Genomic DNA, 19,764 nt, shown 5'->3' on the forward strand with positions numbered 1-19,764 from the left:
CTTCTCAACCCAGCCCGGCAAGCAACTCCGCTGATGCCTTCACGACATGCGCCGCGGACACGTCGCGAGTGATCCAGTCCAGGCTGCCGTCCACCACCGTGTGACTGCGCCCGCCGATCCACGTGGCCGTGCCGTCGATCCGCGCCACCAGGCGCGCATCGTGGCCCACTTCGCGCCCTTGGCTGACGCGATATCCATGTGACAGCAAACCGTGCGGTTCGGCGTGGGCAATGTAGGCGGCGATCAGGCCGTTGGCGGCGCCGGAAGCGGGGTCTTCCACCACGCCCACGCCGGCAGGGAAGGCACGTACTGCCAGTTGGTAATCAGCGTGCATGCTGCGTGCGAAAACGCACAGGCCCATGCTGTCGCTGGCCTGGGCCAATGCGCCGATCGCGGCGTGGTCGGGTTGCCATGCGCGCAGGCTCGCCTCGTCGGCCAGCTCGGTCAGCCACCAGCGGCGGCCACCGTCGATCAGGGCAGGTGGCAATGCGCCCGGCTCGACGCCGGCCAGCGTCGATGCCAGCAGGGGATGTGCCTCGTGGCCGGTGGCCACGATCCGCGAGGGCGGCGACTGCAACAGCAGCTCACGCTCGGCGTCGTGGCCCTCGACCCGGATCGGCAGCACGCCGGCGCCGCATTCCTGCCACAGCACTCCATCGCGCGGTTGCGCGACCCCGCAGGCCAGTACGGCATGGGCGCTGCCGATGCTGGGATGGCCGGCGAACGGGATCTCCTTGTGCGGCATGAAAATGCGCACGCGGTAGCTGGCGTTCGGTTCGGTCGGGGGCAGCAGGAAGGTGGTTTCGACCAGCGCCGTCCAGCGCGCGAAGCGCTGCATCTCCTCGGCGCTCCAGTCGTCCGCGCCGATCACCACGCCCAGGTGGTTGCCGCCGCCGGGTGTGGCCGCAAAGACGTCCATATGCAGGTAACGCAAAACACTCATCGTATCGACCGCCGGTAAACCATCGCGCATCATAACCATGCCCGGCGCCGCGCGACAGCGAGGCGGGTGGTGCGCGGCCGGCCTGGCCCCATTCGACAAGCGGCGCGGCTGTCGCCAAGATGCCGGCTTTGTTCCCTCGTACCGGACACTTTCATGCCGATTACCCTGATCATCATCGCCATCACCTGCGTGGTTTCGTACCTTGCGTTCAGGAACCCGCGCCTGATGAACGACCTGATCCTGTGGCCGCCGGCCATCGCTCGCCAGCGCGAGTACTACCGCCTGGTGACCTACGGCCTGGTGCACGCGGATTTCGGCCACCTGCTGTTCAACATGTTCACGCTGTTCTTCTTCGGGCGGGTGATGGAAGGCTTTTTTGCCCAAAAACTGGGCAGTTTCGGTTTCGTGCTGTTCTATATCGGCGGGTTGGTGTTCTCGATCCTGCCGACCTACCTGAAGCACCGCAACGATCCGAATTACCGCAGCCTTGGCGCATCCGGCGCGGTGTCGGCGGTGCTGTTCGCCTTCATCCTGCTGGCGCCCTGGCAACGCATTATCGTGCTGGTGGTGCCGATGCCGGCGATTGTCTACGCCGTGCTGTACACCGCGTATTCCATCTACATGGATCGCCGCGGGCAGGACAACGTCAATCACAGTGCGCACCTGTGGGGCGCAGCGTACGGCGTGATATTCACCTTGCTGATGGATGGTCGCGTGCTGCCGTATTTCCTCAACCAGCTGGTCCATCCCTCGTTCTGAGGGTGAACGGCAGCTGCGACTTCAGATGCCTGTCACGGCGTGGGCGTGCATACTGGCTGCGGTCCTATCGATCACCCGCAGGAGAACCCACGCATGGCTATGACACGCAAGTCGGCTGCGAAGAAGTCCGCGGCAAAGACGACACCTACCAAAAAGAAGGCGGCCTCGAAGGCAGCTGCAGGCAGCGCCAGCCGCAAGCCCGCGCCGCGCAAGTCGGCCGCAGGTGGCGCGGCCACGCCGCGTTCGGCGGCAAAGAAATCCGCCGTGAAGAAGTCGGTGGCAAAGAAGAGCCCGGTCAGGAAAGCCGCCTCGAAGAAGGCTGTAGCCAAGAAGCCGACGGCCAGAAAGGCGGCTGCGAAGAAGGTCGTGGCGAAGAAGGCGGCAGCGAAGAAAGTTGTCGCCAAGAAAGCCGTTGTGAAGAAGACCGTCGCGAAGAAGGCCATCGCGAAGAAATCCGTCGTCAAGAAAGCGGTGGTGAAAAAGACTGGCGCGCAACTCAGCGCGACTCGGCAGGCTGAAACCCGGAAGGCTGCAGCGAAACGGGCCGCGGCAAAGCGTCCCGCGGCCAAGAAAACGGCAACCAAAAAGGCCGCCGTTCGCAAGCCCACCACCAAGGCAGCCGCGCCGGCGAAAGCCGCGCCGCGCAAGTCGACCACCCGGAAAGTCGCCGATCAACGCTCCGCGGTGAAGAAAGCTGCGCCGCAGCCCAAGCCGGTGGCCAAGTCGGAGCTTACGGTCGAGGTTCCGGTGCAGCACATCACTCCCGAGGAGGCGGTGGCGCACATCCAGGCCTTGCTGGAGGTAAAGCACGAGCGCGTACGCCAGGGGCCCAGCTGGCCTGACGCCGACCCGCAATCGCATGGCGGCAACGCGGGCATGCATCCACCCGTATCCGGCGAGATGGCCAGCAACGGCGATGTCGCCGACAGCCATACGCTGCCGGCGCCACGCAATGATCTGGGCAAGCGCAAAAGCTGAAGGTTTCGCAACGAGGCGCCAGGCAAGCGGGAGTGCGGCAGCGTCGTACATCCCGCGGCTCAGTACGGGTTCAACCATCGCAGCCTAGCGTGGTACATCACCCTGCGGAGGCCGCTCATGAAACGCAAAATCTCCCTTTTGGGCATGGTTGTTGCGGCGGTGTCGTTGTCTGGCTGCTATTACGACCCCGGCTACAGCTACGTGCGCAACAACGGATCGCAGGGCGACGTTTACTACGGCCGCAGCGCCCCGGTGTACGACGACGGCTATTACGGGGCGCCGGGCTATTACAACTATTACGGCTGTTGCTACGACTATGGGTACGCACCCGGTGTGAGCATCGGCGTCACCCACACCTGGTACGGTGGCGCGCGATATCGCCACGGTGACCGCGGTGGATGGCATCGCGGTCATGCCTACGGTGGAGACCGCCGCCCCGCCTACCGTGACAACGACCACCGCGGCCGTGGCGATCACGGCCGAAGTCGCGGCGGGTCCGACCGGCGCGGCCAGGATGGGCACGGGCGCCATCATGACCGCGATGACCGCCGGTAACGTGCGGGCGGGTTCGCCCGCGCGTCATTTCTCCGCCGATCGCCTGCGTGCCGCCATGTGTTTCAGGTAGTCCAGCACCGCGTCCAGGTCAGCATCCGAAAGCGTCTTTTCGCTGAACGCCGGCATCCGCGCCTGCGGCCATTGCCGCAGCGATTGGGGGTTGCGGATAAAGCCGCGCAGCAGATCGGCGCGCAGGTATTCGGTGGGGCTGTGGGGCACGTTGAGATCCGGCCCCAGTGTGGCGGCGCCTTCGCCGTTCAGCGTATGGCAGGCGAAACAGGTGCGCTGGAATACCGAGAAACCACGCCGGATCGGGCTGCCCGCCGGTAGCGACGCGGCTGGCTGGATGGCGGGAAACCTGCTGGTGACGGGCGGCAGCACGCGGATCGCCGCCACTTGGTAAGGCCATTGTTCCGGATTGATGTTGCCCACGCGGGGCCGGGTCCAGACGACATAGAACGGCCCGGCGCCGCCGTGACTTTCGCCCAGTGCGGGCCAGGGATGGGCCGGGTCGTCGATTGCCAGCCACGCCTCGCTGCCGCCATGTTGCAGCAGCAGGGCCGCGGGGATTTCCGCCACGAACCCGTCCAGCGCGGTGAACTGCAGATGGTCGCTGACGCCGACGCCCGGCAGCAGGGCGGTCAGCGGTACGGCGCGGTAATGCATGGTGCCGTGGAAAGCCACGTCGTCGGGGATAGTGACGGTGCGAACGTCGGGGCGCTGCAGCAACGTTTCCGTGCGATAGATGGTGCTTCCGTGGTTCGTGTCCACCCGCAGCTCGGCGGCTTGCGTCATTAGTGGAAGAACAAGCAGGCCTGTGACAAAAAATCGCAGAAAATTCACGGTGGACTCCGATAAAATAGCCAGACGATTTTAGTAGTGGGGCCAGGTGGATGTTTTCCAGCTGTCGATAACCTGAACGGTTACGAGGCAGCTCTTGAACCACCGCCACCGTGACCACACTAACGTTGTGTATCGCCGTGATGGCGACCAGAGGTGGCAAGCGACATCCCGCCGCCGAGGGGCTGGCCCTTCCTCCCCTGGAGGCCAGCCTGACAAACCCCATCAGTCCTCCCCTGGCTGATGGGGTTTCTTTTTGCCCGAAACAAAATCCCGCAAGAAACCTGTCCGCGCATAGCGTGGATAATGGACGTACGCATTCGCGAATCCTGCCGGGCATCCGATGATCATCGATTCACTGCTGGACACCGACCTGTACAAGTTCTCCATGATGCAGGTGGTTTTGCACCAGTATCCCGCGGCGCAGGTCGAATACCGTTTCAAGTGCCGCAACCCGGGCATCGACCTGGTGTCGTGCATCGACGATATCCGCACCGAACTGGCCGCGCTGTGCCAGTTGCGATTCCATCCCGATGAATTGGCGTACCTGCGCACCTGGCGTTTCATCAAGAGCGATTTCGTCGACTTCCTGGGGTTGTTCCAGCTCAACGAGAAGTACGTGGAGATCACGCCCTCGGCGGCCGGCAACGGCGAGATCGAGATCCGCATCTGCGGCCCCTGGCTGCACACCATCCTGTTCGAAGTGCCGCTGCTGGCGATCGTCAACGAGGTGTATTTCCGCCGCACCAACGCTGGCCTCGACCTCAGCGAAGGCCGCCGGCGGCTACAGGAAAAAATCGCCCTGCTGCGCGACAACCCCGATTACGCCGATTGCCGCATCGCCGACTACGGCACCCGCCGGCGTTATTCGCGCGTATGGCAGGAAGAGGTGGTGACCACGCTCCGCCGCGATCTGGGCGCCCAACTGGCGGGCACCAGCAACGTGTGGCTGGCGCGCAAGCTCGACCTCACCCCGCTGGGTACGCTGGCGCACGAATACCTGCAGGCGCACCAGGCGCTGGGGCCGCGGCTGCGCGACTCGCAGGTGGCGGCGCTGGAGGCATGGGCGAAGGAATACCGCGGCGACCTGGGCATTGCGCTGTCCGATGTCTACGGCCTCAATGCCTTCCTGCGCGATTTCGACATGTACTTCTGCAAGCTGTTCGACGGCACCCGCCACGATTCGGGCGACCCATTCGATTGGGGCGAGAAAGTGCTGGCCCACTACCAGGCCAACCGCGTCGATCCGCGCAGCAAGGTGCTGGTTTTCAGTGATGGCCTCGACATCCCCAGGGTGATGCAGCTTTACGCGCATTTCCGCGGCCGCTGCCAGCTGGCCTTCGGCGTGGGCACCAACCTCACCAACGACGCGGGCCCGGAGCCGCTGCAGATCGTGATCAAGATGATCCGCTGCAACGGCCAGCCCGTGGCCAAGCTCAGCGATTCGCCCGGCAAGAACATGTGCGAGGACCCGGCCTACGTGGCGTACCTGCGCCAGGTGTTCGAGATTCCTGATACGCAAGGCTGAGGCTTTATCTTTCCCATCGAGATTCCCGGCAACCCCGATGCTTGCTTCCCCCGTGAACGGGGGAMGCTGCCCGAAGGGCTGAAGGGGGCGCTCTTCGTGCTTTCCCAGCGTCGTGTCATTCGCCCTGGCTGGCCCCCATCCGCCCTATCGGGCACCTTCCCCCGTGAACGGGGGACGGAACGAACAGAGCTTAAAACGCGGGTAGCACGGCCCCGTGATACTTCTGCTCGATAAACGCCTTGATCTCCGGGCTGGTCAGCGCCTTGGCCAGCTTCTGCACGCGCGGATCATTCTGGTTGTCCGGACGGCCGACCAGGTAATTCACGTACGGCGAGTTCTTGTCTTCGATCAGCAGCGCATCTTTCGTGGGATTCAGGCCCGCGGCCAGCGCGTAGTTGGTGTTGATCAACGCCAGATCCACCTCGTCCAGCGTGCGCGGCAGCATGGCCGCCTCCAGTTCGCGGAATTTCAGGTGTTTCGGGTTGGCAGTGATGTCCTTCAACGTGGACATCTCGTTGCTGGGGTCTTTCAGCGTGATCAGGCCGTTCTTCGCCAGCAACAGCAGCGCGCGGCTGTTGTTGCTGGGGTCGTTCGGCAAGGTGACGCTGGCGCCGTCGGGCAGCTCCGCGATGCTTTTGTATTTGCGCGAGTAGGCGCCGAACGGCTCGATGTGCACGCCGGTGATGATGGTCAGGTGGGTGCCGCGCTCACGGTTGAACGCATCGAGATAGGGCTTGGTCTGGAAGTAGTTCAGGTCGATGTTCTTCTCGGCCACCTGCATGTTCGGCTGCACGTAGTCGGCGAATACCTTGACCTGCAGGTTCACGCCCTCCCTGGCCAGGATGGGTTTCACCTGCTTCAGGATTTCCGCATGCGGGATCGCGGTGGCTGCCACGGTGAGCGTTTGCGCGTCCTTGCCGGCGTCGCCGGGAGCGGAGCAGCCGGCCAGGAGCAGGGCGGCGAGAAGGGCGAGGGCTTTTTTCATGATGAAGTGTCGGCGCGGCGCTCAAGAATAGCCGTCCATACCGCCATGTGTAAGAGGCAAGCTTCACTGTGGACCGACTTGTAGGAGCGACTTCAGTCGCGATGCCTCTGCTCTGGAGCCCCAAAGCAAGAGCATCGCGACTGAAGTCGCTCCTACATTCTTAGTGCCGGCCGAAGCGGGCCACGATGCGGTCGCCGATCATCTGCAGCAGCTGCACCAGCACGATCAGCAGCACCACGGTGACCAGCATGTAGTCCGATTTGTAGCTGAGATAGCCGTAACGGTAAGCCAGGTCGCCCAGGCCGCCGGAGCCGATCGCACCGCCCATCGCCGTGTAGCCCACCAGCGCAATGGCGGTGACGGTCATGCCGGCGAAGATGCCGCCGCGGGCCTCCGGCAGCAACACGTGGCGCACGATCTGCCACAGGCTGGCGCCCATCGCCTGGCTGGCCTCGATCACGCCTTGCTGCACTTCGCGCAGGGCGGTTTCCACCAGCCGCGCGAAGAATGGCGCGGCACCGATCACCAGCGGCGGGATGGCGCCGCGGATGCCCAGCTTGGTGCCGACCAGCACGTAGGTCACCGGCATCAGCACGATCATCAGGATGATGAACGGTACCGAGCGCAGGATGTTCACCAGCAGCGAGGTGACGGCGTACAGCTTCGGCATCGGCCGCAACTGGTTCGGGGCGGTGAGGTACAGCAGCACGCCCAGCGGCAAGCCGATCGCCACCGTAAGCGCCATCGAGCCGCCCAGCATCAGCAAGGTGTCGATGCAGGCGCGGCCGATCTCGGCCCAGTCGTCGATGTTGGGAAACAGGCGTTGCAGCAGGTTCATCGGGGCAGCTCCTCGATCTCGATACCGGCCTGGCGCAGCGCGGCCAGCGCGGCGTCCACTCCGTCGCCCTGCATCGCCAGGGTGAGCTGGCCGTAGGGCAGGTCCTTGATGCGGTCGATGCGGCCGGCCAGGATGTTGAAGTCGATCCCCGTCTCGCGCGCCACGCGGCCCAGCGCGGGTGTCATCGTGGCGTCGCCGCGGAAACTCAGCCGCAGCAGCCGCCCGGGTACCTGCGCATACGGCACGTGCGCGCTGGCGGACTCCTCCGGCAGGGCCTCGTTGACGAACCGTTTGGTGGTGGCATGTTGCGGGTGCAGGAACACGTCGGCCACGCTCCCGCGCTCCACGATCGCGCCGCCATCGAGCACGGCCACGCGGTCGCACACCCGGCGCACCACGTCCATTTCATGGGTGATCAGCACGATGGTGAGCTTCAATTCGCGATTGATCTGGGCCAGCAAGGCCAGCACCGACGCCGTGGTTTGCGGATCGAGCGCGCTGGTGGCCTCGTCGCACAGCAGGATGGACGGCCGATTGGCCAGCGCACGCGCAATGCCGACGCGCTGCTTCTGGCCACCGGAAAGCTGCGAGGGGTACTTGTCGGCGTGATCGGCCAACCCCACCCGCGCCAGCAGTTCCTCGACGCGCTGGCGCACCACGGCGGCGCGACGCTCGCCGGCCAGTCGTATCGGGAACGCCACGTTGTCGGCCACCGTTTGCGAAGCCAGCAAATTGAAGTGCTGGAAGATCATGCCGATCCTGCGTCGCTGGGCGCGCAGCGCCGGCTCCGCCAGCGCGGTCATTTCGACGTCGTCGACGAACACCTGGCCACCGCTGGGCCGCTCCAGCAGGTTGATCAACCGGATCAGCGTGGACTTGCCCGCACCCGACAGGCCGATGATGCCGAACACTTCGCCATCGGCGATGTCGAGGTTGAACCGCTGCAGCGCGGGAATATCGCGACCGCCGGCGCGGTAGGACTTGTGGACATCGACGAAGCGGATCACGTGAAATTCCGGGCAGTGCGAGAGGAGCGCCATTGTAGGCCGCGGGCCGTCAGCGGCGATGGCGTAGACTCCAGAGGTTCACCCAACGGAGCTTCGCATGACCAGTGTCTACGATTTCAGCGTCCGCGATATCGATGGCAACCAGCGCTCGCTGGCCGAGTGGCGCGGCAAGACCCTGTTGATCGTCAACGTGGCCTCCAAATGCGGTTTCACGCCGCAGTACACGGGGTTGGAAACGTTGTGGCAGGACCAGCGTGACAAGGGACTGGTGGTGCTGGGTTTCCCTTGCGACCAGTTCGGCCACCAGGAGCCGGGCAGCGAGGCGGAGATCAAGACGTTCTGCAGCACGAATTACGACGTCACGTTTCCGATGTTCGCCAAGATCGAGGTGAACGGCGAGCACGCCGACCCACTGTACAAGTGGCTGAAGAGCGAAGGCAAAGGCGTGCTGGGCAGCGAGTCGATCAAGTGGAACTTCACCAAGTTCCTGGTCGATGCCGAAGGGCAGGTGGTGAAACGCTATGCCTCGACGGATACGCCTGAAAAGATCGGCAAGGACACGCTGCAACGACTGGGCGGCTGATCCTCAATCACCACCCGTGAGGTTGGCCAGCATCACCGCGATGGCGTCGACCTCCGCGCTGGGGCGCGGCGCACCGGATGCCGGCACGTAGTTGTTGAGCATGATGGCGAACGCCAGCCGTTCGCCGGAAGCGGTGGTGACGTAGCCGGCCAGGCATTGCACGTACGCCATCGAACCGGTCTTTGCATGCACATTCCCCTGCGCCGCGGTGCCGCGCATGCGCCAGATGAGCGAACCATCGACACCGGCAATCGGCAGCGATTCGCGCAGCAGCGCCGCCTGGGGTTGCGCGGCCAGGTAGACCAGCAGCCGCACCAGTGCATTCGGCGTCGTGAGATCGCGCCGCGCCAGGCCGCTGCCTTCCACCAGCGCACTGGCCGAGGGCGGTATGCCGATCTTGTCCAGCAGCCGATGCAGCGCTTCGATCGCACGCTGCTCGCTGCTGACGAAGGCAGATGGCGCCGGTGCGTCGGCCAGCGGGCTGGCGCCAGCGGCCAGCAACAGGTTTTGCAGGTACAGGTTCTGCGAGCGTTTCAGGCCACGGTGCAGGATCTCGCCCAGCGGCGGTGAAAATACTTCGGCGACGATGCTCGCGTCTGCCGGCAAGCTGCCATCGCCCTGCGGCCAGTGCCGAACCAGCAGTTTGCCATCGACCTGAATATGTCGATGTCGCAATGCCTGCAGCAATTGCGTGCCCGCCGAGGCCGCAGGATCGGGCAGCGACAACTTGTAGTGCGGTGGCGTCGCACCCAACGCCACGCTGCCGAATGCCTGCAGTGTCGTGGCGCCCGGAGCGCGATAGAGGCTGATGTCGTCCGGTGTTCGCGCAGGGATGGTCAGCAAGGTGTTTTCGACCTGCAGGCCCGCGTCGGCCGGGTCCAGCGTGACGCGTGCCAGCTGGCCGACGCGGGCGGCGGGCGTCACCGTCACCCTGACCGAGTTCTCGTTCACGCTGAGCGCGGAAGCGGGTGCCGCAAACGCGCTCTGCAGGTCGCCTGCCTCCCAGCCGGAGCCGGTCAACGGCCCGCGGAAATAGCTGTCGTCGGCGATCACGTTGCCATGCACCCGCCGCACGCCGCGGGCCGCCAGCTGGCCGGCCAGTTGATCGGCCCAGTCCGCATTGGTGTTCGCCGTGCCCAGGGTAGGGTCGCCCATGCCGTAGAGAATCAGCGGGCCGTCCAGACGTCCATTCACGATGGCGCCACCGGCCAGCAAACGGGTAGGCATGCGGTAATCCGCGCCCAGCGTCGACAATGCCAGCGCAGCGGTGAAGAGCTTGGTGGTGGACGCCGGCTGCATCAGGTGATCGGCGCGGTGGGCGTACAGCGTGCGGCCGTCGTCCAGCGACACCACGGCAATGCCCCAGTCAGCAGCGGCAAAGCGCGGTGTGCCGATATGTGCGTCGATCCGTGCCGCGAGCGTGGTCGTGGCCGGTGGCGCCGCCGTGGCGGCCAGCGAAACGGCCATCAACAGAACGGACACGAATTTGTTATGCGCGAATCGCGAAAATGGCTTCATCCACACAGTATCGCCAATCAGCTGCCGCGTCGGACGGCGGCATCGCTTCTGTTAACCTTGGAACTTCGTGCCGGCATCTGGCTGGCGGATTTGAACCTACACGCGAGAGTCTCATGCAGATTGCCCAAAACGCCGTTGCCGCCTTTCACTACACGCTGACCGACGACGAGGGTCAGGTGATCGACAGCTCAAAGGGACGCGAGCCGCTGACCTATCTCCACGGTGGTGGCCAGATCGTGCCGGGCCTGGAAAAGCAGATGGAAGGCCGCGGCGTCGGCGACAAGTTCACCGCCGATGTGGCGCCCGAGGAAGGCTACGGCGTGCATCACGCCGAGCTGCTGCAGGAAGTGCCGCGCGAGGCGTTCCAGGGCGTGGACGATATCCAGCCGGGCATGCAGTTCCAGGGCCGCGGCCCGCAGGGCGAGATCAACGTCACGGTGACCAAGGTCGAGGACGGCAAGGTGTTCATCGACGGCAACCATCCGCTGGCGGGCAAGACCCTGCACTTCGACATCGAAGTCACCAACGTGCGCGAGGCCACCGGCGAAGAGCTGGAGCACGGCCACGTGCACGGCGAGGGTGGCCACCACCACTGACCCCTGGCCTTCCTTCCTCGAGAAGCGCAACAGGTTGTTCCTTCTCCCGCTTGCGGGAGAAGGTGCCGAAGGCGGAAGAGGGCGCTTTTGATCCGGGCTTCTCGCAAGAACGAAATGCCCCTTCAGCCCTCCGGGCAGCTTCCCCCGCGAGCGGGGGAAGCAAGCGATTGGTAGCTGCTGGGCGAGCTGTTTCCTTCCCGTTTGCGAGGGAAGGCGTTCAACTTGCAAGGTGCCCGAAGGGTGGAAGAGGGGCCTTTCTCAGTACCAATCCAGCAGCGAAATACCCAGGCCCAGGTAAGTGGCCTTGTGGTTGTAGTCGATCAGGCTTTCGCCATAGCCGTGAAAGACCTCGGCGTAGCCGCGCAGGTTGCCGGCCAGCGGGAAGGTCCAGCTGAAGCGCGCGGCACCGTGGCTGCGGTCGCCGCCGCGCAGGGAGTGGCGCAGCATCAGCCCGAATTCCTGGCCGTTCGCCTCGTGCACGATCTGCATCTCGCCGCGGCCCATGTAGTCGCTGATGTCCGGGTTGTTGTCGTCGCTGCGCGGCTCGGGGATGCGCCACCAGGGGCGCAGCATCACGGTCCAGCCGTCACGTTCGAAGCCGACGTTGGCGATAACGCGGTTCCAGCTGCGCGACAGCGGATTGCCGCGGCCGTTGGATTGATGATTCACGCCGATGCCCAGGATCCGGCCCGTCCAGCCCAGCGCCTCGTAATGCGTGTTGAACATCAGCATCGCTTCGGGTTCGTAATCGGTTTCGCGGAACGGGCGTGAAAGCTGCGAGTTGTAGACCTGCCAGCGGGAGGATTGCGTATAGCCCACCCACAGGTCGCCCGCATCGCCGAATACGCCCTGCCACACCTTGGTTTTCAGGCTCAGCTGGAACTTCGCCTCCATGTTGTCCAGCTGCTGGTTTTGCGTGACCGTGTTGTCCGGGTTGGGGCTCTGCGGCATGTTGTTCTGGTGGTTGGTGATGAACACCGGCAGCACGTAGACCGGCTTGTAGCCGCGCACATTGAACGTGCCCAGCTTGCTCTCCGGCGACAGCTCCCAGCGGCTGTCCAGCAGGGACAGCGGCCGCGCCACTTCGGGGTTGGTCGCCACGGCGGTGCTGGTCGAGGAGGAAGCGTCGTGGCTGAAAATGTCGGGCGTAGAGGTTTCGGCGTCCGCCCGCTTTTGTGCGGTCGGCAGGTTGACCCGGCCGGTGGCGTGGTCGTAGCAGGCCAGCCGCTGCGAGTCGGTTTCGATGCCGGTGCAGGCGCGGATATCGGTGGGGTCCGGATTCTGCGCATGTCCTGGTGCGGCGACCAGGCCGGCGGCCAAGGCCAGCGGCCACGCGGCGGAATGAGGCTTCATCAATAACTCCGAAAGGGATGGGGACGGCAGCGGTGTCGTTCGCTGTCGGGCCCGCAAGCGTAAAGGATCGCGAATGAGAGAGGCCGGCCACGTCGACTTGTGGCCGGCCTGCGGGGGATGCGATGGCAACGGCGAACGCGCGGAGTGCGTCAGGGTTGCTTGGTCCATCGCTGGTATTCCGCCTTGCTGATGCTGCCGTTGCGGTTGCTGTCGGCATGCAGGAAATCATTGGCCAGCGGCGGGTAGGCAACCGCCTGCGCCTCGGTGATGCCCTTGCCGCCGGCCGACAATTGCGCAAAGTCCGGTGCCGGGCCGATTTGCGGCGCCGGTGCCGGCGTGCTGCGCACGGTCAGTTCGCCTTGCGGTGTCGGGTAGGACGCCTGGTCGGCGGTGGGTGCGGCTGGTGCCGCTGGCGCTGCCGGTGCGGCGGGAGCAGCTTCGGCGGGTGATGGCATGTCGGATGATGGCGGCACCGGCGCGGGTGGCGGTACCGGCGGCATGCTGGCCGGGGGTGGCGGTGGTGGTGCCGGTGGCGGCGGCGGGTTCTGTGCCAGCAGCGAACCGGTGAACAGCAACGACCCGGCGGCGACGAAAGACAGCCATGGCTTGCGAGATTTCATGATCGATACTCCATGCCAGAATGAGTGCTCAAATGTTGTGGACACATGTCATCCACCCACGGCATGCGCGCCAGGTTTCATGGCGACGCTTTCACGGCGGATGCTCCCGGAGATTCCGTACATGCCGGTTCCCTATGCTGATAAGGCCATCGTGAAGCTACCGTGTCGCCGCGCCCGGCAGGCGGCATGCTGACGGCGGGGCAGGCGCGGGCGCTGCAGCTGGCGGCACAGGGGTTGCTGCAACCATTGCAGCGACGGCCGCGCCGCGACGATGTGGTGGCAGCGGTCGAGCGCATGCGCCTGCTTCAGATCGACACGATTCACGTGGTGGCACGCAGCCCGTATCTGGTGTTGCATGCCCGTCTGGGCAACTACCCGACGAACTGGCTGGACGAGGCGCTGGCCGCCGGCAAGCTGGCCGAATGCTGGGCGCACGAGGCCAGTCTGGTCGGTGCCTCCGACATCGGCTGGCATCGTGCCTGGCGCGCGCAGCGCCTGCAGCACTGGGCCCAGCGCCACGCCCTGCGCGTGCAGCAGGAACATCGTGCCGAGATGGATGCGCTGCTGGACCGGATCCGCGCCAACGGCCCGGTGCGCGCCGCGGATTTCACCCGTGCACCGGGCAGCGTGGCGGGCAAGCCGGGGTGGTGGGAGTGGAAACCGGAGAAACGCTGGCTGGAGGCCTGCTTCGCGCTGGGCGAGCTGATGGTGGCGCGGCGGGACAATTTCCAGCGAGTGTACGACCTCGCCGATCGCGTGCTGGCGCGGCTCGACCCGCCGCTGGATCCGTCCACCGAGACGGCCGAGCCGCTGACTGTGCGCCAGCGGTTCATCGCCGACACCGTACGCGCACTGGGGATCACCACCGCCGCCTGGATCGCCGACTACCATCGCCTGAAGCCGGCGGTCAGCGAACAGGAGCTGTCGCCGCTGCTGGAACGCGGCGAGCTGCTGGCGCAGCCGGTGCAGGGCTGGAAAACGCCTGGCTACGTCCATCGTGATCACGCCGACGCGCTGGACAAGGCGCGGCAGGGCCGGCTGCGGGCCACCCATACCGCGCTGCTTTCGCCGTTCGATCCGCTGGTATGGGATCGCGCGCGGGCAAGCGCGATGTTCGATTTCGACTACACGCTGGAGTGCTACGTACCCGCGGCGAAACGCCGTTATGGCTATTACGTACTGCCCATCCTGCATCGCGGCCAGTTGATCGGCCGGCTCGACGCCAAGGCGCATCGTGCCGATGGTGTATTCGAGATCAAGGCCTTGTTCCTGCAACCGGGTACCGCGTTGGCGCCGCGACTGGTTCAGGCGCTGGCCGACACCATCCGCGACACGGCGCGCTGGCATGGCACGCCGCAAGTACGCCTGGCGCACTGCGAGCCCGCCGCCCTGGCTTCCCGGTTGCGGGCTTGCTGGCGCGCGGGCTGATCGCTGTCAGGCGCCCACTTGTGGGTTTTCAGGGCGTGGTGCTGGCCGGGGCAGGGCTGACTTCGCAGGACTTGCCGTGCAAGGCGGTGCGCAACTGGGTCGCCAGCGAATTGCAGCGGGCGGCCAACTGGGGGCGGATGTCCGGGTTCTGGGAGTCGCGCAGCAGGCTGGTGCGCATCGCCTCGTAACGGTCCTGCAGCTGGCCGGGCGCGAAGATTTCGGCGGCGCGATGGCAGCCGATATAGCTGGCCAGATAGTCGTCGCAGGCGGGAATGCCGGTGCGGTCAGGCAGGTTGGTGGACGACGTGCCGCTGCTGTGGCGGGTGCCTTCGACGGTGCTGGATGCCTTGGCCGCCTGCGGCGTGTGGTGGCGGGCGGCGGGCGGCGTGTCGCGGACGGTGGTTGTCGTGCGGGTGGTCGGGGCCGTCTCGTGGGTGGCGCAACCGGTCAACAGCAGGCCGACGAGCAGGGCGGTGGTCAATCCCGAACAAGCTGCAAACGGGCGTGCTGAAATGGTCATCGGGGCTTCTCCTTGGGCGATCGAAGGCGGCGGGTAATAACCCCCTGCCGGAGCGGTACCGAAGCACAGTAGACAGCGGCAAGTAAAAAAAACCTGAATAACCGGCCCGTCACCTGAATCAGGCCGGGTGTTTGCGCCATGGCCGGCTTTTGGTTTTCGCGGCTTTGTACATTGCGCATGAAGAGGCGCTGTTTAATGGGTGTGGCGGCCAGTGGTGCCGTAGGGTCGAGGCGGCCGGATTGCGCGGCGGCCGGCGGTGATTTATGACGTCCCAAGCGCCGTTGCCAGGCCCTGTTTTGGGCTACTACTTGCGCCCGAAAAATCCGTTATGCTTGCGCGACTGCGTTTGCTTGGCCACGTGCGTGCCGGTATGGATTGCATAATCCGCATCGTTTCACCCGACCCTGCATGCTCAGTAAGCGTCGGCCTGTTGAGGCCGGTTTGTCTCAGCGTCAGGATTGGATCGGAGTGAGCTATGTCGGATCGTGAAGTAGGTACAGTCAAGTGGTTTAACGATGCCAAGGGTTTTGGTTTTATCAGCCGTGAGGCAGGCCCGGATGTGTTCGTGCATTTCCGCGCCATCACCGGCTCGGGTTTCAAGAGCCTGCAGGAAGGCCAGAAGGTGAGTTTCAAGGTGGTCACCGGCCAGAAAGGTCTGCAGGCCGAAGACGTCACGGCGGTCTGACCCACGACACCCGATTGAGAGGGGCCGGCGCAAACCGGCCCCTTTTTTATGCGCGCAAGGCGCCGAAGCGGGTTGTTTTCACGCCAGCGCTTTGCCGTGGCGGTTGAACTCCGCTAGCGTGTAATGGGTGACTTCCCCCATCTCCGATGCCCCCATTGCGCCGCTGACCGTGTCGGTATCGGCGTCCGATGGCGCGCGTTTCGATCTGTTGTGCGTACATCGGCCCGGACCGGTGCAGCGGCTGTTGTACTGGATGCCGGCGATGGGGGTGTCCGCCCGCCAATACCTGCCGTTGGCCCAGGCGCTGGCCGGGCGCGGCGTGGCGGTGGTGCTGCACGAATGGCGCGGCATCGGTTCCAGCGACCGGCGCGCCGGCCGCCACGGTGATTGGGGCTACCGCGAGCTGCTGACGGACGATCTGCCTGCGGCGCTGGCCGAGGTCGGCCGGCGCTGGCCGCAGGCCACGTGCTGGCTGGGTGGGCACAGTCTTGGTGGACAGCTCGCGACGTTGTACGCCGCGTTGCATCCCGCCGCGTACGCGGGGCTGGTGCTGGTGGCCAGCGGTGCGCCGTACTGGCGACGGTTCCAGCGTGGCTGGCTGGTCGGTCTGGCCTATGTGGTGGCGCCGTGGCTGGCGGCCGCGGTGGGACACCTGCCCGGGCGGCGGATCGGTTTCGGCGGCAACGAGGCGCGCGGTGTCATTGCCGACTGGGCGCGCAGCGGTCGCAGCGGTCGTTACGCGGCCCGTGGCATGGCGCCGGATCTCGAACAGCGCCTGGCCTCGCTGCACCTGCCCGTACTGGCGCTGCGCCTGCGCGACGACTGGCTGGGCCCGCAGGCTTCGCTGGATTTCCTGCTCGGCAAGATGCCGCAAGCCCGCGCGACTACCGACGTGATCACGCCGCAGGATCTGGACGGCACCACGGCCGATCATTTCCACTGGATGAAAACGCCAGCGGCCATCGCCCAGCGCATCGCCTCATGGATAGCTGCCCAGGAGGCGGCGTCCGCAAACGCAAGCCCGCCCGCCCCTTGATGATGGCGTCGGGCGGTGGCATCTCTGCTCCTTGTCCCCGAACCCGGCGCATCCGATGAACCTGTTCGACCCGTTGACCCAACGCAGCCTCTCCTTGCGCAACCGACTGGTGATCTCGCCGATGTGCCAGTACTCGGCTACCGATGGTCTGCCCGATGACTGGCACCTGGTGCATCTGGGCAGCCGTGCGGTGGGCGGCGCGGCGGCGGTGATTGCCGAAGCCACGGCGGTGTCGGCGCAGGGGCGCATTTCCCCGGGTGACACCGGCCTGTGGAACGACGCGCAACTGGAGGCGTGGCGGCCGATCGCCGGTTTCATCAAGGCGCATGGCGCTGTTGCCGGCGTGCAGCTGGCGCACGCCGGGCGCAAGGCCAGCGCGCAGCGGCCGTGGGAAGGCGGTGGTCCGCTGCCGATGGGACAAGGCGACTGGCAAACCGTAGCGCCTTCAGCATTGCCGTTCGACGCCGACTGGCCGGCGCCGAAAGCGTTGGACATCGCAGGTATCCGCACGCTGATCGCCGATTTCCGCGCCACCGCCCAGCGTGCGCTGGCGGCGGGCTTCGAGCTGATCGAACTGCACGCGGCGCATGGTTATCTGTTGCACCAGTTCCTGTCGCCGCTGAGCAATCACCGCACCGATGAATACGGCGGCAGCTTCGACAACCGCAGCCGCATCGTGCGCGAAGTCATTGCTGCCGTGCGCGACGTCTGGCCGGACAGGCTGCCCTTGTGGCTGCGGCTTTCCGCCACCGATTGGGCGCCGGCCGAGGGCCCCCGCGGCTGGGATATCGAGCAAAGCGTGCAACTGGCGCGGCAGGCGAAGGCGCTGGGCGTGGATCTGGTCGACGTTTCCAGCGGCGGCCTGCTGCCGCATGTGAAGGTTCCGGTGCAGCCCGGCTATCAAGTGCCGTTCGCGGCGCGTATCCGCGCCGAGGCGGGCGTCGCCACCGGCGCGGTGGGCCTGATCACCACTGCCGAACAGGCCGCGCAGATCGTCGCCAGCGGTGAGGCGGACGTGGTGTTGATGGCGCGCGAAAGCCTGCGCGATCCTTATTTCCCCCTGCGTGCCGCGCAGGAGCTTGGCGTGCAGATCGACGTGCCGTTGCAGTACCAGCGAGCCTGGTGACCCCGGCTTTTGCAGGAGCGATTCAGTCGCGACGCTCTTTGTCGGGACTCCAGCGCAGCAGCGTCGCGACTGAAGTCGCTCCTACAGGAACCGCTCTTGTTGCTCAGCGGTACTGCTGGTGACAGCTCTTGCAGGTTTCGCCCACCGGCTGGATGGCCGCGGCCAAGGCTTCGCACGTGGCGGGCGCGGCCTGCACGGCTTGCTGCAGCCGGGTCTGCAACTGGGCGGCGTCGTCAGTGAAGGTTTTCTCGTCGATGCCGAACACCGGCACGATGTCGCTGGCGGTGGACTGCAGCCGTGCCAGGTGATGCTGCGTCGCCGGGGTGTTGCATTGCTTGGCCTTCAACGCCTGCTTCAGTTCGCCGATGTGGTAGCCCATCGTGTCCATCACCGCCTTGGGCATCGGATTGCGGGCGGCCAGCGTGTTCATCACGTTGACGGTGCCGATTACGCCAATCACCAGTCCCAGCAAGATCATCAGGGCAACACGCATCGACAGATTCCTCGAATAATGGACGACAATCCCCAGAGTAACCCGCCGCGTGCGTCGCCGGCCACGTCGACGCGATAAAATACGCACTGCATCATCACCGGTTGTCACCGTGAACCACACCTGCGAATTCCATCGCCCCGGCGCCTGCGCATGAGCGCGCCATCCTTTCCCGCCGAGCGTTTCGCCGGCGTCGAGCGCCTGTACGGCACGGGCAGTGTCGAGCGTTTTTCCGAGGCGCACGTGTGCGTGATCGGGGTGGGCGGCGTGGGGTCGTGGGCGGCGGAGGCGCTGGCGCGCAGCGGCGTGGGCCGGCTCACGCTGATCGACGCGGACGAGGTCTGCGTATCCAATACCAACCGCCAGCTGCATGCGCTGGATGGCGAATTCGGCAAGCCCAAGGTCGGCGTGATCGCGACGCGCGCGCATGCCATCAATCCCACGATCCGGCTGGAGGCGATCGAGCGTTTTCTCACGCCCTCCACGCTGGACGAGTTGCTCGACCGCGGCTACGACGTGGTGCTGGATGCCTGCGACGCGTTTCGCGTAAAGCTTGAGACCATCGCCTGGTGTCGCCGCCGCAAGCTGCCCATCGTCAGCGTGGGCTCGGCCGGCGGCCGTACCGACGCCACCCAGATCCGCGTGCGCGACCTGTCGCGCACCGAGCACGACGCGATGTTCAGCCTGATCCGCAAGAAGCTGCGCACGGATTTCAATTTCCCCCGCAATCCCGATCGCTACTTCGGTGTTTCGGCCGTCTATTCATTGCAGAATGTGCAGTATCCGCAGCCGGATGGCAGCGTGTGTGGCACGCGTCCGCCCGGGGGCGACGCGATGAACCTGGCGTGCGGTGGCGGCTTGGGCGCGGCGACGCATGTCACCGGTACGTTTGCGTTTGCGGCGGTGGGGAAGGTGTTGGAGAAGCTGCTGGAAGGAAAATCGGGGTGACACTCGATGCCGATGGGTGGCGCGGACTACCTCCTCTCCCCTGTGGGGAGAGGATTGAGGAGAGGGGCGGGTGCTTGCGGGGACGCTGATCGGCGAGGCTTTTCGGCGTCGTGGTGAGCTTTGTTGCTGCTTCCCCGCGGCGTTTCCCCTCTCCCTGCCCTCTCCCCGCAGGGGAGAGGGGGTTACGGCATTGTTGGGCTTCGAGGCGCGCCGTTTGCGGCGATTGTTCGCCTCTCGACAAAGCGCAGAAGCGTGCGAAGGCACCCTAATCTTCCTCTCCTCCGCGGAGAGAGGATTGAGGAGAGGAGCGGGGGCTTGCGGGAATGCTGATATGCAAGCGGCTTCTTTTGGGAGCTGAGGCAAGCAGGCGTCCATGCGGCGCTGCCCGTTCGGCATCCATGCCTCACCTGGTAAAACCCGCTGAAACT

Annotated in this window: 21 protein-coding genes; 11 read left to right on the forward strand and 10 right to left on the reverse strand. The window is 65.5% G+C overall.

Annotated elements, in window-relative coordinates; translation table 11 throughout:
- Positions 1 to 4 precede the first annotated feature (4 nt).
- Positions 5 to 943, reverse strand: a complete 939-nt coding sequence (locus ASD68_RS01085; RefSeq protein ID WP_056604960.1) for a PhzF family phenazine biosynthesis protein — start codon at positions 941 to 943, stop codon at positions 5 to 7.
- A gap of 153 nt (positions 944 to 1,096) precedes the next feature.
- Between ASD68_RS01085 and ASD68_RS01090 the strand changes: the two genes are divergently transcribed.
- From ASD68_RS01090 to ASD68_RS01105, 3 genes are all read left to right on the forward strand, one after another.
- The gene (locus ASD68_RS01090) at positions 1,097 to 1,702 is read left to right on the forward strand and encodes a rhomboid family intramembrane serine protease (protein WP_056602613.1); all 606 of its coding nucleotides are present in this window, start codon (positions 1,097 to 1,099) and stop codon (positions 1,700 to 1,702) included.
- A gap of 99 nt (positions 1,703 to 1,801) precedes the next feature.
- Positions 1,802 to 2,680 (forward strand): histone H1-like repetitive region-containing protein, encoded by an 879-nt coding sequence (locus tag ASD68_RS16410; RefSeq protein ID WP_235578659.1) that lies wholly within the window; start codon positions 1,802 to 1,804, stop codon positions 2,678 to 2,680.
- Between the two features lie 117 nt (positions 2,681 to 2,797).
- On the forward strand, positions 2,798 to 3,235 hold the full coding sequence (locus ASD68_RS01105) for a hypothetical protein (RefSeq protein ID WP_056602617.1): 438 nt from the start codon (positions 2,798 to 2,800) through the stop codon (positions 3,233 to 3,235).
- Between the two features lie 24 nt (positions 3,236 to 3,259).
- On the opposite strand, the gene ASD68_RS01110 is transcribed toward ASD68_RS01105, so the two are convergent.
- Entirely contained in the window at positions 3,260 to 4,030 is a 771-nt protein-coding gene (locus tag ASD68_RS01110) for a cytochrome c (RefSeq protein WP_156458355.1), read from the reverse strand.
- A 388-nt stretch (positions 4,031 to 4,418) separates the two neighbouring features.
- On the opposite strand from ASD68_RS01110, the gene pncB reads away from it, so the two are divergent.
- Positions 4,419 to 5,603 (forward strand): nicotinate phosphoribosyltransferase, encoded by a 1,185-nt coding sequence (gene pncB, locus ASD68_RS01115; RefSeq protein WP_056602618.1) that lies wholly within the window; start codon positions 4,419 to 4,421, stop codon positions 5,601 to 5,603.
- Positions 5,604 to 5,793: 190 nt separating this feature from the next.
- Here pncB and ASD68_RS01120 read toward each other — a convergent pair whose 3' ends face one another.
- The 3 genes from ASD68_RS01120 to ASD68_RS01130 form a co-directional block, all read right to left on the reverse strand.
- Positions 5,794 to 6,588 (reverse strand): MetQ/NlpA family ABC transporter substrate-binding protein, encoded by a 795-nt coding sequence (locus ASD68_RS01120; RefSeq protein WP_056077787.1) that lies wholly within the window; start codon positions 6,586 to 6,588, stop codon positions 5,794 to 5,796.
- Between the two features lie 160 nt (positions 6,589 to 6,748).
- Positions 6,749 to 7,426, reverse strand: a complete 678-nt coding sequence (locus ASD68_RS01125) for a methionine ABC transporter permease (protein ID WP_056602620.1) — start codon at positions 7,424 to 7,426, stop codon at positions 6,749 to 6,751.
- Entirely contained in the window at positions 7,423 to 8,433 is a 1,011-nt protein-coding gene (locus ASD68_RS01130) for a methionine ABC transporter ATP-binding protein (protein ID WP_056604967.1), read from the reverse strand. The genes ASD68_RS01125 and ASD68_RS01130 overlap by 4 nt, the downstream gene beginning before the upstream one ends.
- A gap of 97 nt (positions 8,434 to 8,530) precedes the next feature.
- Between ASD68_RS01130 and ASD68_RS01135 the strand changes: the two genes are divergently transcribed.
- Entirely contained in the window at positions 8,531 to 9,016 is a 486-nt protein-coding gene (locus tag ASD68_RS01135; RefSeq protein WP_056077793.1) for a glutathione peroxidase, read from the forward strand.
- 3 nt (positions 9,017 to 9,019) lie between these two features.
- Here ASD68_RS01135 and dacB read toward each other — a convergent pair whose 3' ends face one another.
- Positions 9,020 to 10,498: a D-alanyl-D-alanine carboxypeptidase/D-alanyl-D-alanine-endopeptidase gene (gene dacB, locus ASD68_RS01140; RefSeq protein WP_235578598.1), complete on the reverse strand. Its 1,479-nt coding sequence runs from the start codon at positions 10,496 to 10,498 to the stop codon at positions 9,020 to 9,022.
- A gap of 149 nt (positions 10,499 to 10,647) precedes the next feature.
- On the opposite strand from dacB, the gene ASD68_RS01145 reads away from it, so the two are divergent.
- Positions 10,648 to 11,130, forward strand: a complete 483-nt coding sequence (locus ASD68_RS01145) for a peptidylprolyl isomerase (RefSeq protein ID WP_056602624.1) — start codon at positions 10,648 to 10,650, stop codon at positions 11,128 to 11,130.
- Between the two features lie 258 nt (positions 11,131 to 11,388).
- Here ASD68_RS01145 and ASD68_RS01150 read toward each other — a convergent pair whose 3' ends face one another.
- Positions 11,389 to 12,483 carry a phospholipase A gene (locus tag ASD68_RS01150; RefSeq protein WP_056602626.1) on the reverse strand — a complete coding sequence of 365 codons (1,095 nt, stop codon included), beginning with the start codon at positions 12,481 to 12,483 and terminating at the stop codon, positions 11,389 to 11,391.
- A 149-nt stretch (positions 12,484 to 12,632) separates the two neighbouring features.
- Positions 12,633 to 13,103, reverse strand: a complete 471-nt coding sequence (locus ASD68_RS16720; protein WP_056602628.1) for a hypothetical protein — start codon at positions 13,101 to 13,103, stop codon at positions 12,633 to 12,635.
- Between the two features lie 186 nt (positions 13,104 to 13,289).
- On the opposite strand from ASD68_RS16720, the gene ASD68_RS01160 reads away from it, so the two are divergent.
- On the forward strand, positions 13,290 to 14,531 hold the full coding sequence (locus tag ASD68_RS01160; protein WP_056602630.1) for a crosslink repair DNA glycosylase YcaQ family protein: 1,242 nt from the start codon (positions 13,290 to 13,292) through the stop codon (positions 14,529 to 14,531).
- 28 nt (positions 14,532 to 14,559) lie between these two features.
- Here ASD68_RS01160 and ASD68_RS01165 read toward each other — a convergent pair whose 3' ends face one another.
- Entirely contained in the window at positions 14,560 to 15,051 is a 492-nt protein-coding gene (locus ASD68_RS01165; RefSeq protein ID WP_056602631.1) for a hypothetical protein, read from the reverse strand.
- A 475-nt stretch (positions 15,052 to 15,526) separates the two neighbouring features.
- Between ASD68_RS01165 and ASD68_RS01170 the strand changes: the two genes are divergently transcribed.
- The 3 genes from ASD68_RS01170 to ASD68_RS01180 all read left to right on the forward strand — a co-directional run bounded on the left by ASD68_RS01170 (position 15,527) and on the right by ASD68_RS01180 (position 17,898).
- Positions 15,527 to 15,736 carry a cold-shock protein gene (locus ASD68_RS01170; RefSeq protein WP_007079831.1) on the forward strand — a complete coding sequence of 70 codons (210 nt, stop codon included), beginning with the start codon at positions 15,527 to 15,529 and terminating at the stop codon, positions 15,734 to 15,736.
- A 127-nt stretch (positions 15,737 to 15,863) separates the two neighbouring features.
- On the forward strand, positions 15,864 to 16,772 hold the full coding sequence (locus tag ASD68_RS01175) for an alpha/beta fold hydrolase (protein WP_056602633.1): 909 nt from the start codon (positions 15,864 to 15,866) through the stop codon (positions 16,770 to 16,772).
- Between the two features lie 55 nt (positions 16,773 to 16,827).
- Positions 16,828 to 17,898 carry an NADH:flavin oxidoreductase/NADH oxidase gene (locus ASD68_RS01180; RefSeq protein ID WP_056602635.1) on the forward strand — a complete coding sequence of 357 codons (1,071 nt, stop codon included), beginning with the start codon at positions 16,828 to 16,830 and terminating at the stop codon, positions 17,896 to 17,898.
- A gap of 103 nt (positions 17,899 to 18,001) precedes the next feature.
- Here the strand turns inward: ASD68_RS01180 and ASD68_RS01185 are convergent, their stop codons facing one another.
- Positions 18,002 to 18,391: a cytochrome c gene (locus ASD68_RS01185; RefSeq protein ID WP_056602637.1), complete on the reverse strand. Its 390-nt coding sequence runs from the start codon at positions 18,389 to 18,391 to the stop codon at positions 18,002 to 18,004.
- Positions 18,392 to 18,541: 150 nt separating this feature from the next.
- On the opposite strand from ASD68_RS01185, the gene ASD68_RS01190 reads away from it, so the two are divergent.
- Complete coding sequence (locus tag ASD68_RS01190; protein WP_056077821.1) at positions 18,542 to 19,336, forward strand: tRNA threonylcarbamoyladenosine dehydratase; 795 nt, start codon at positions 18,542 to 18,544, stop codon at positions 19,334 to 19,336.
- Positions 19,337 to 19,764 lie beyond the last annotated feature (428 nt).

It is taken from the genome of Rhodanobacter sp. Root627 (genome assembly GCF_001427835.1).
Taxonomy (GTDB): Bacteria; Pseudomonadota; Gammaproteobacteria; order Xanthomonadales; family Rhodanobacteraceae; genus Rhodanobacter; species Rhodanobacter ginsenosidimutans.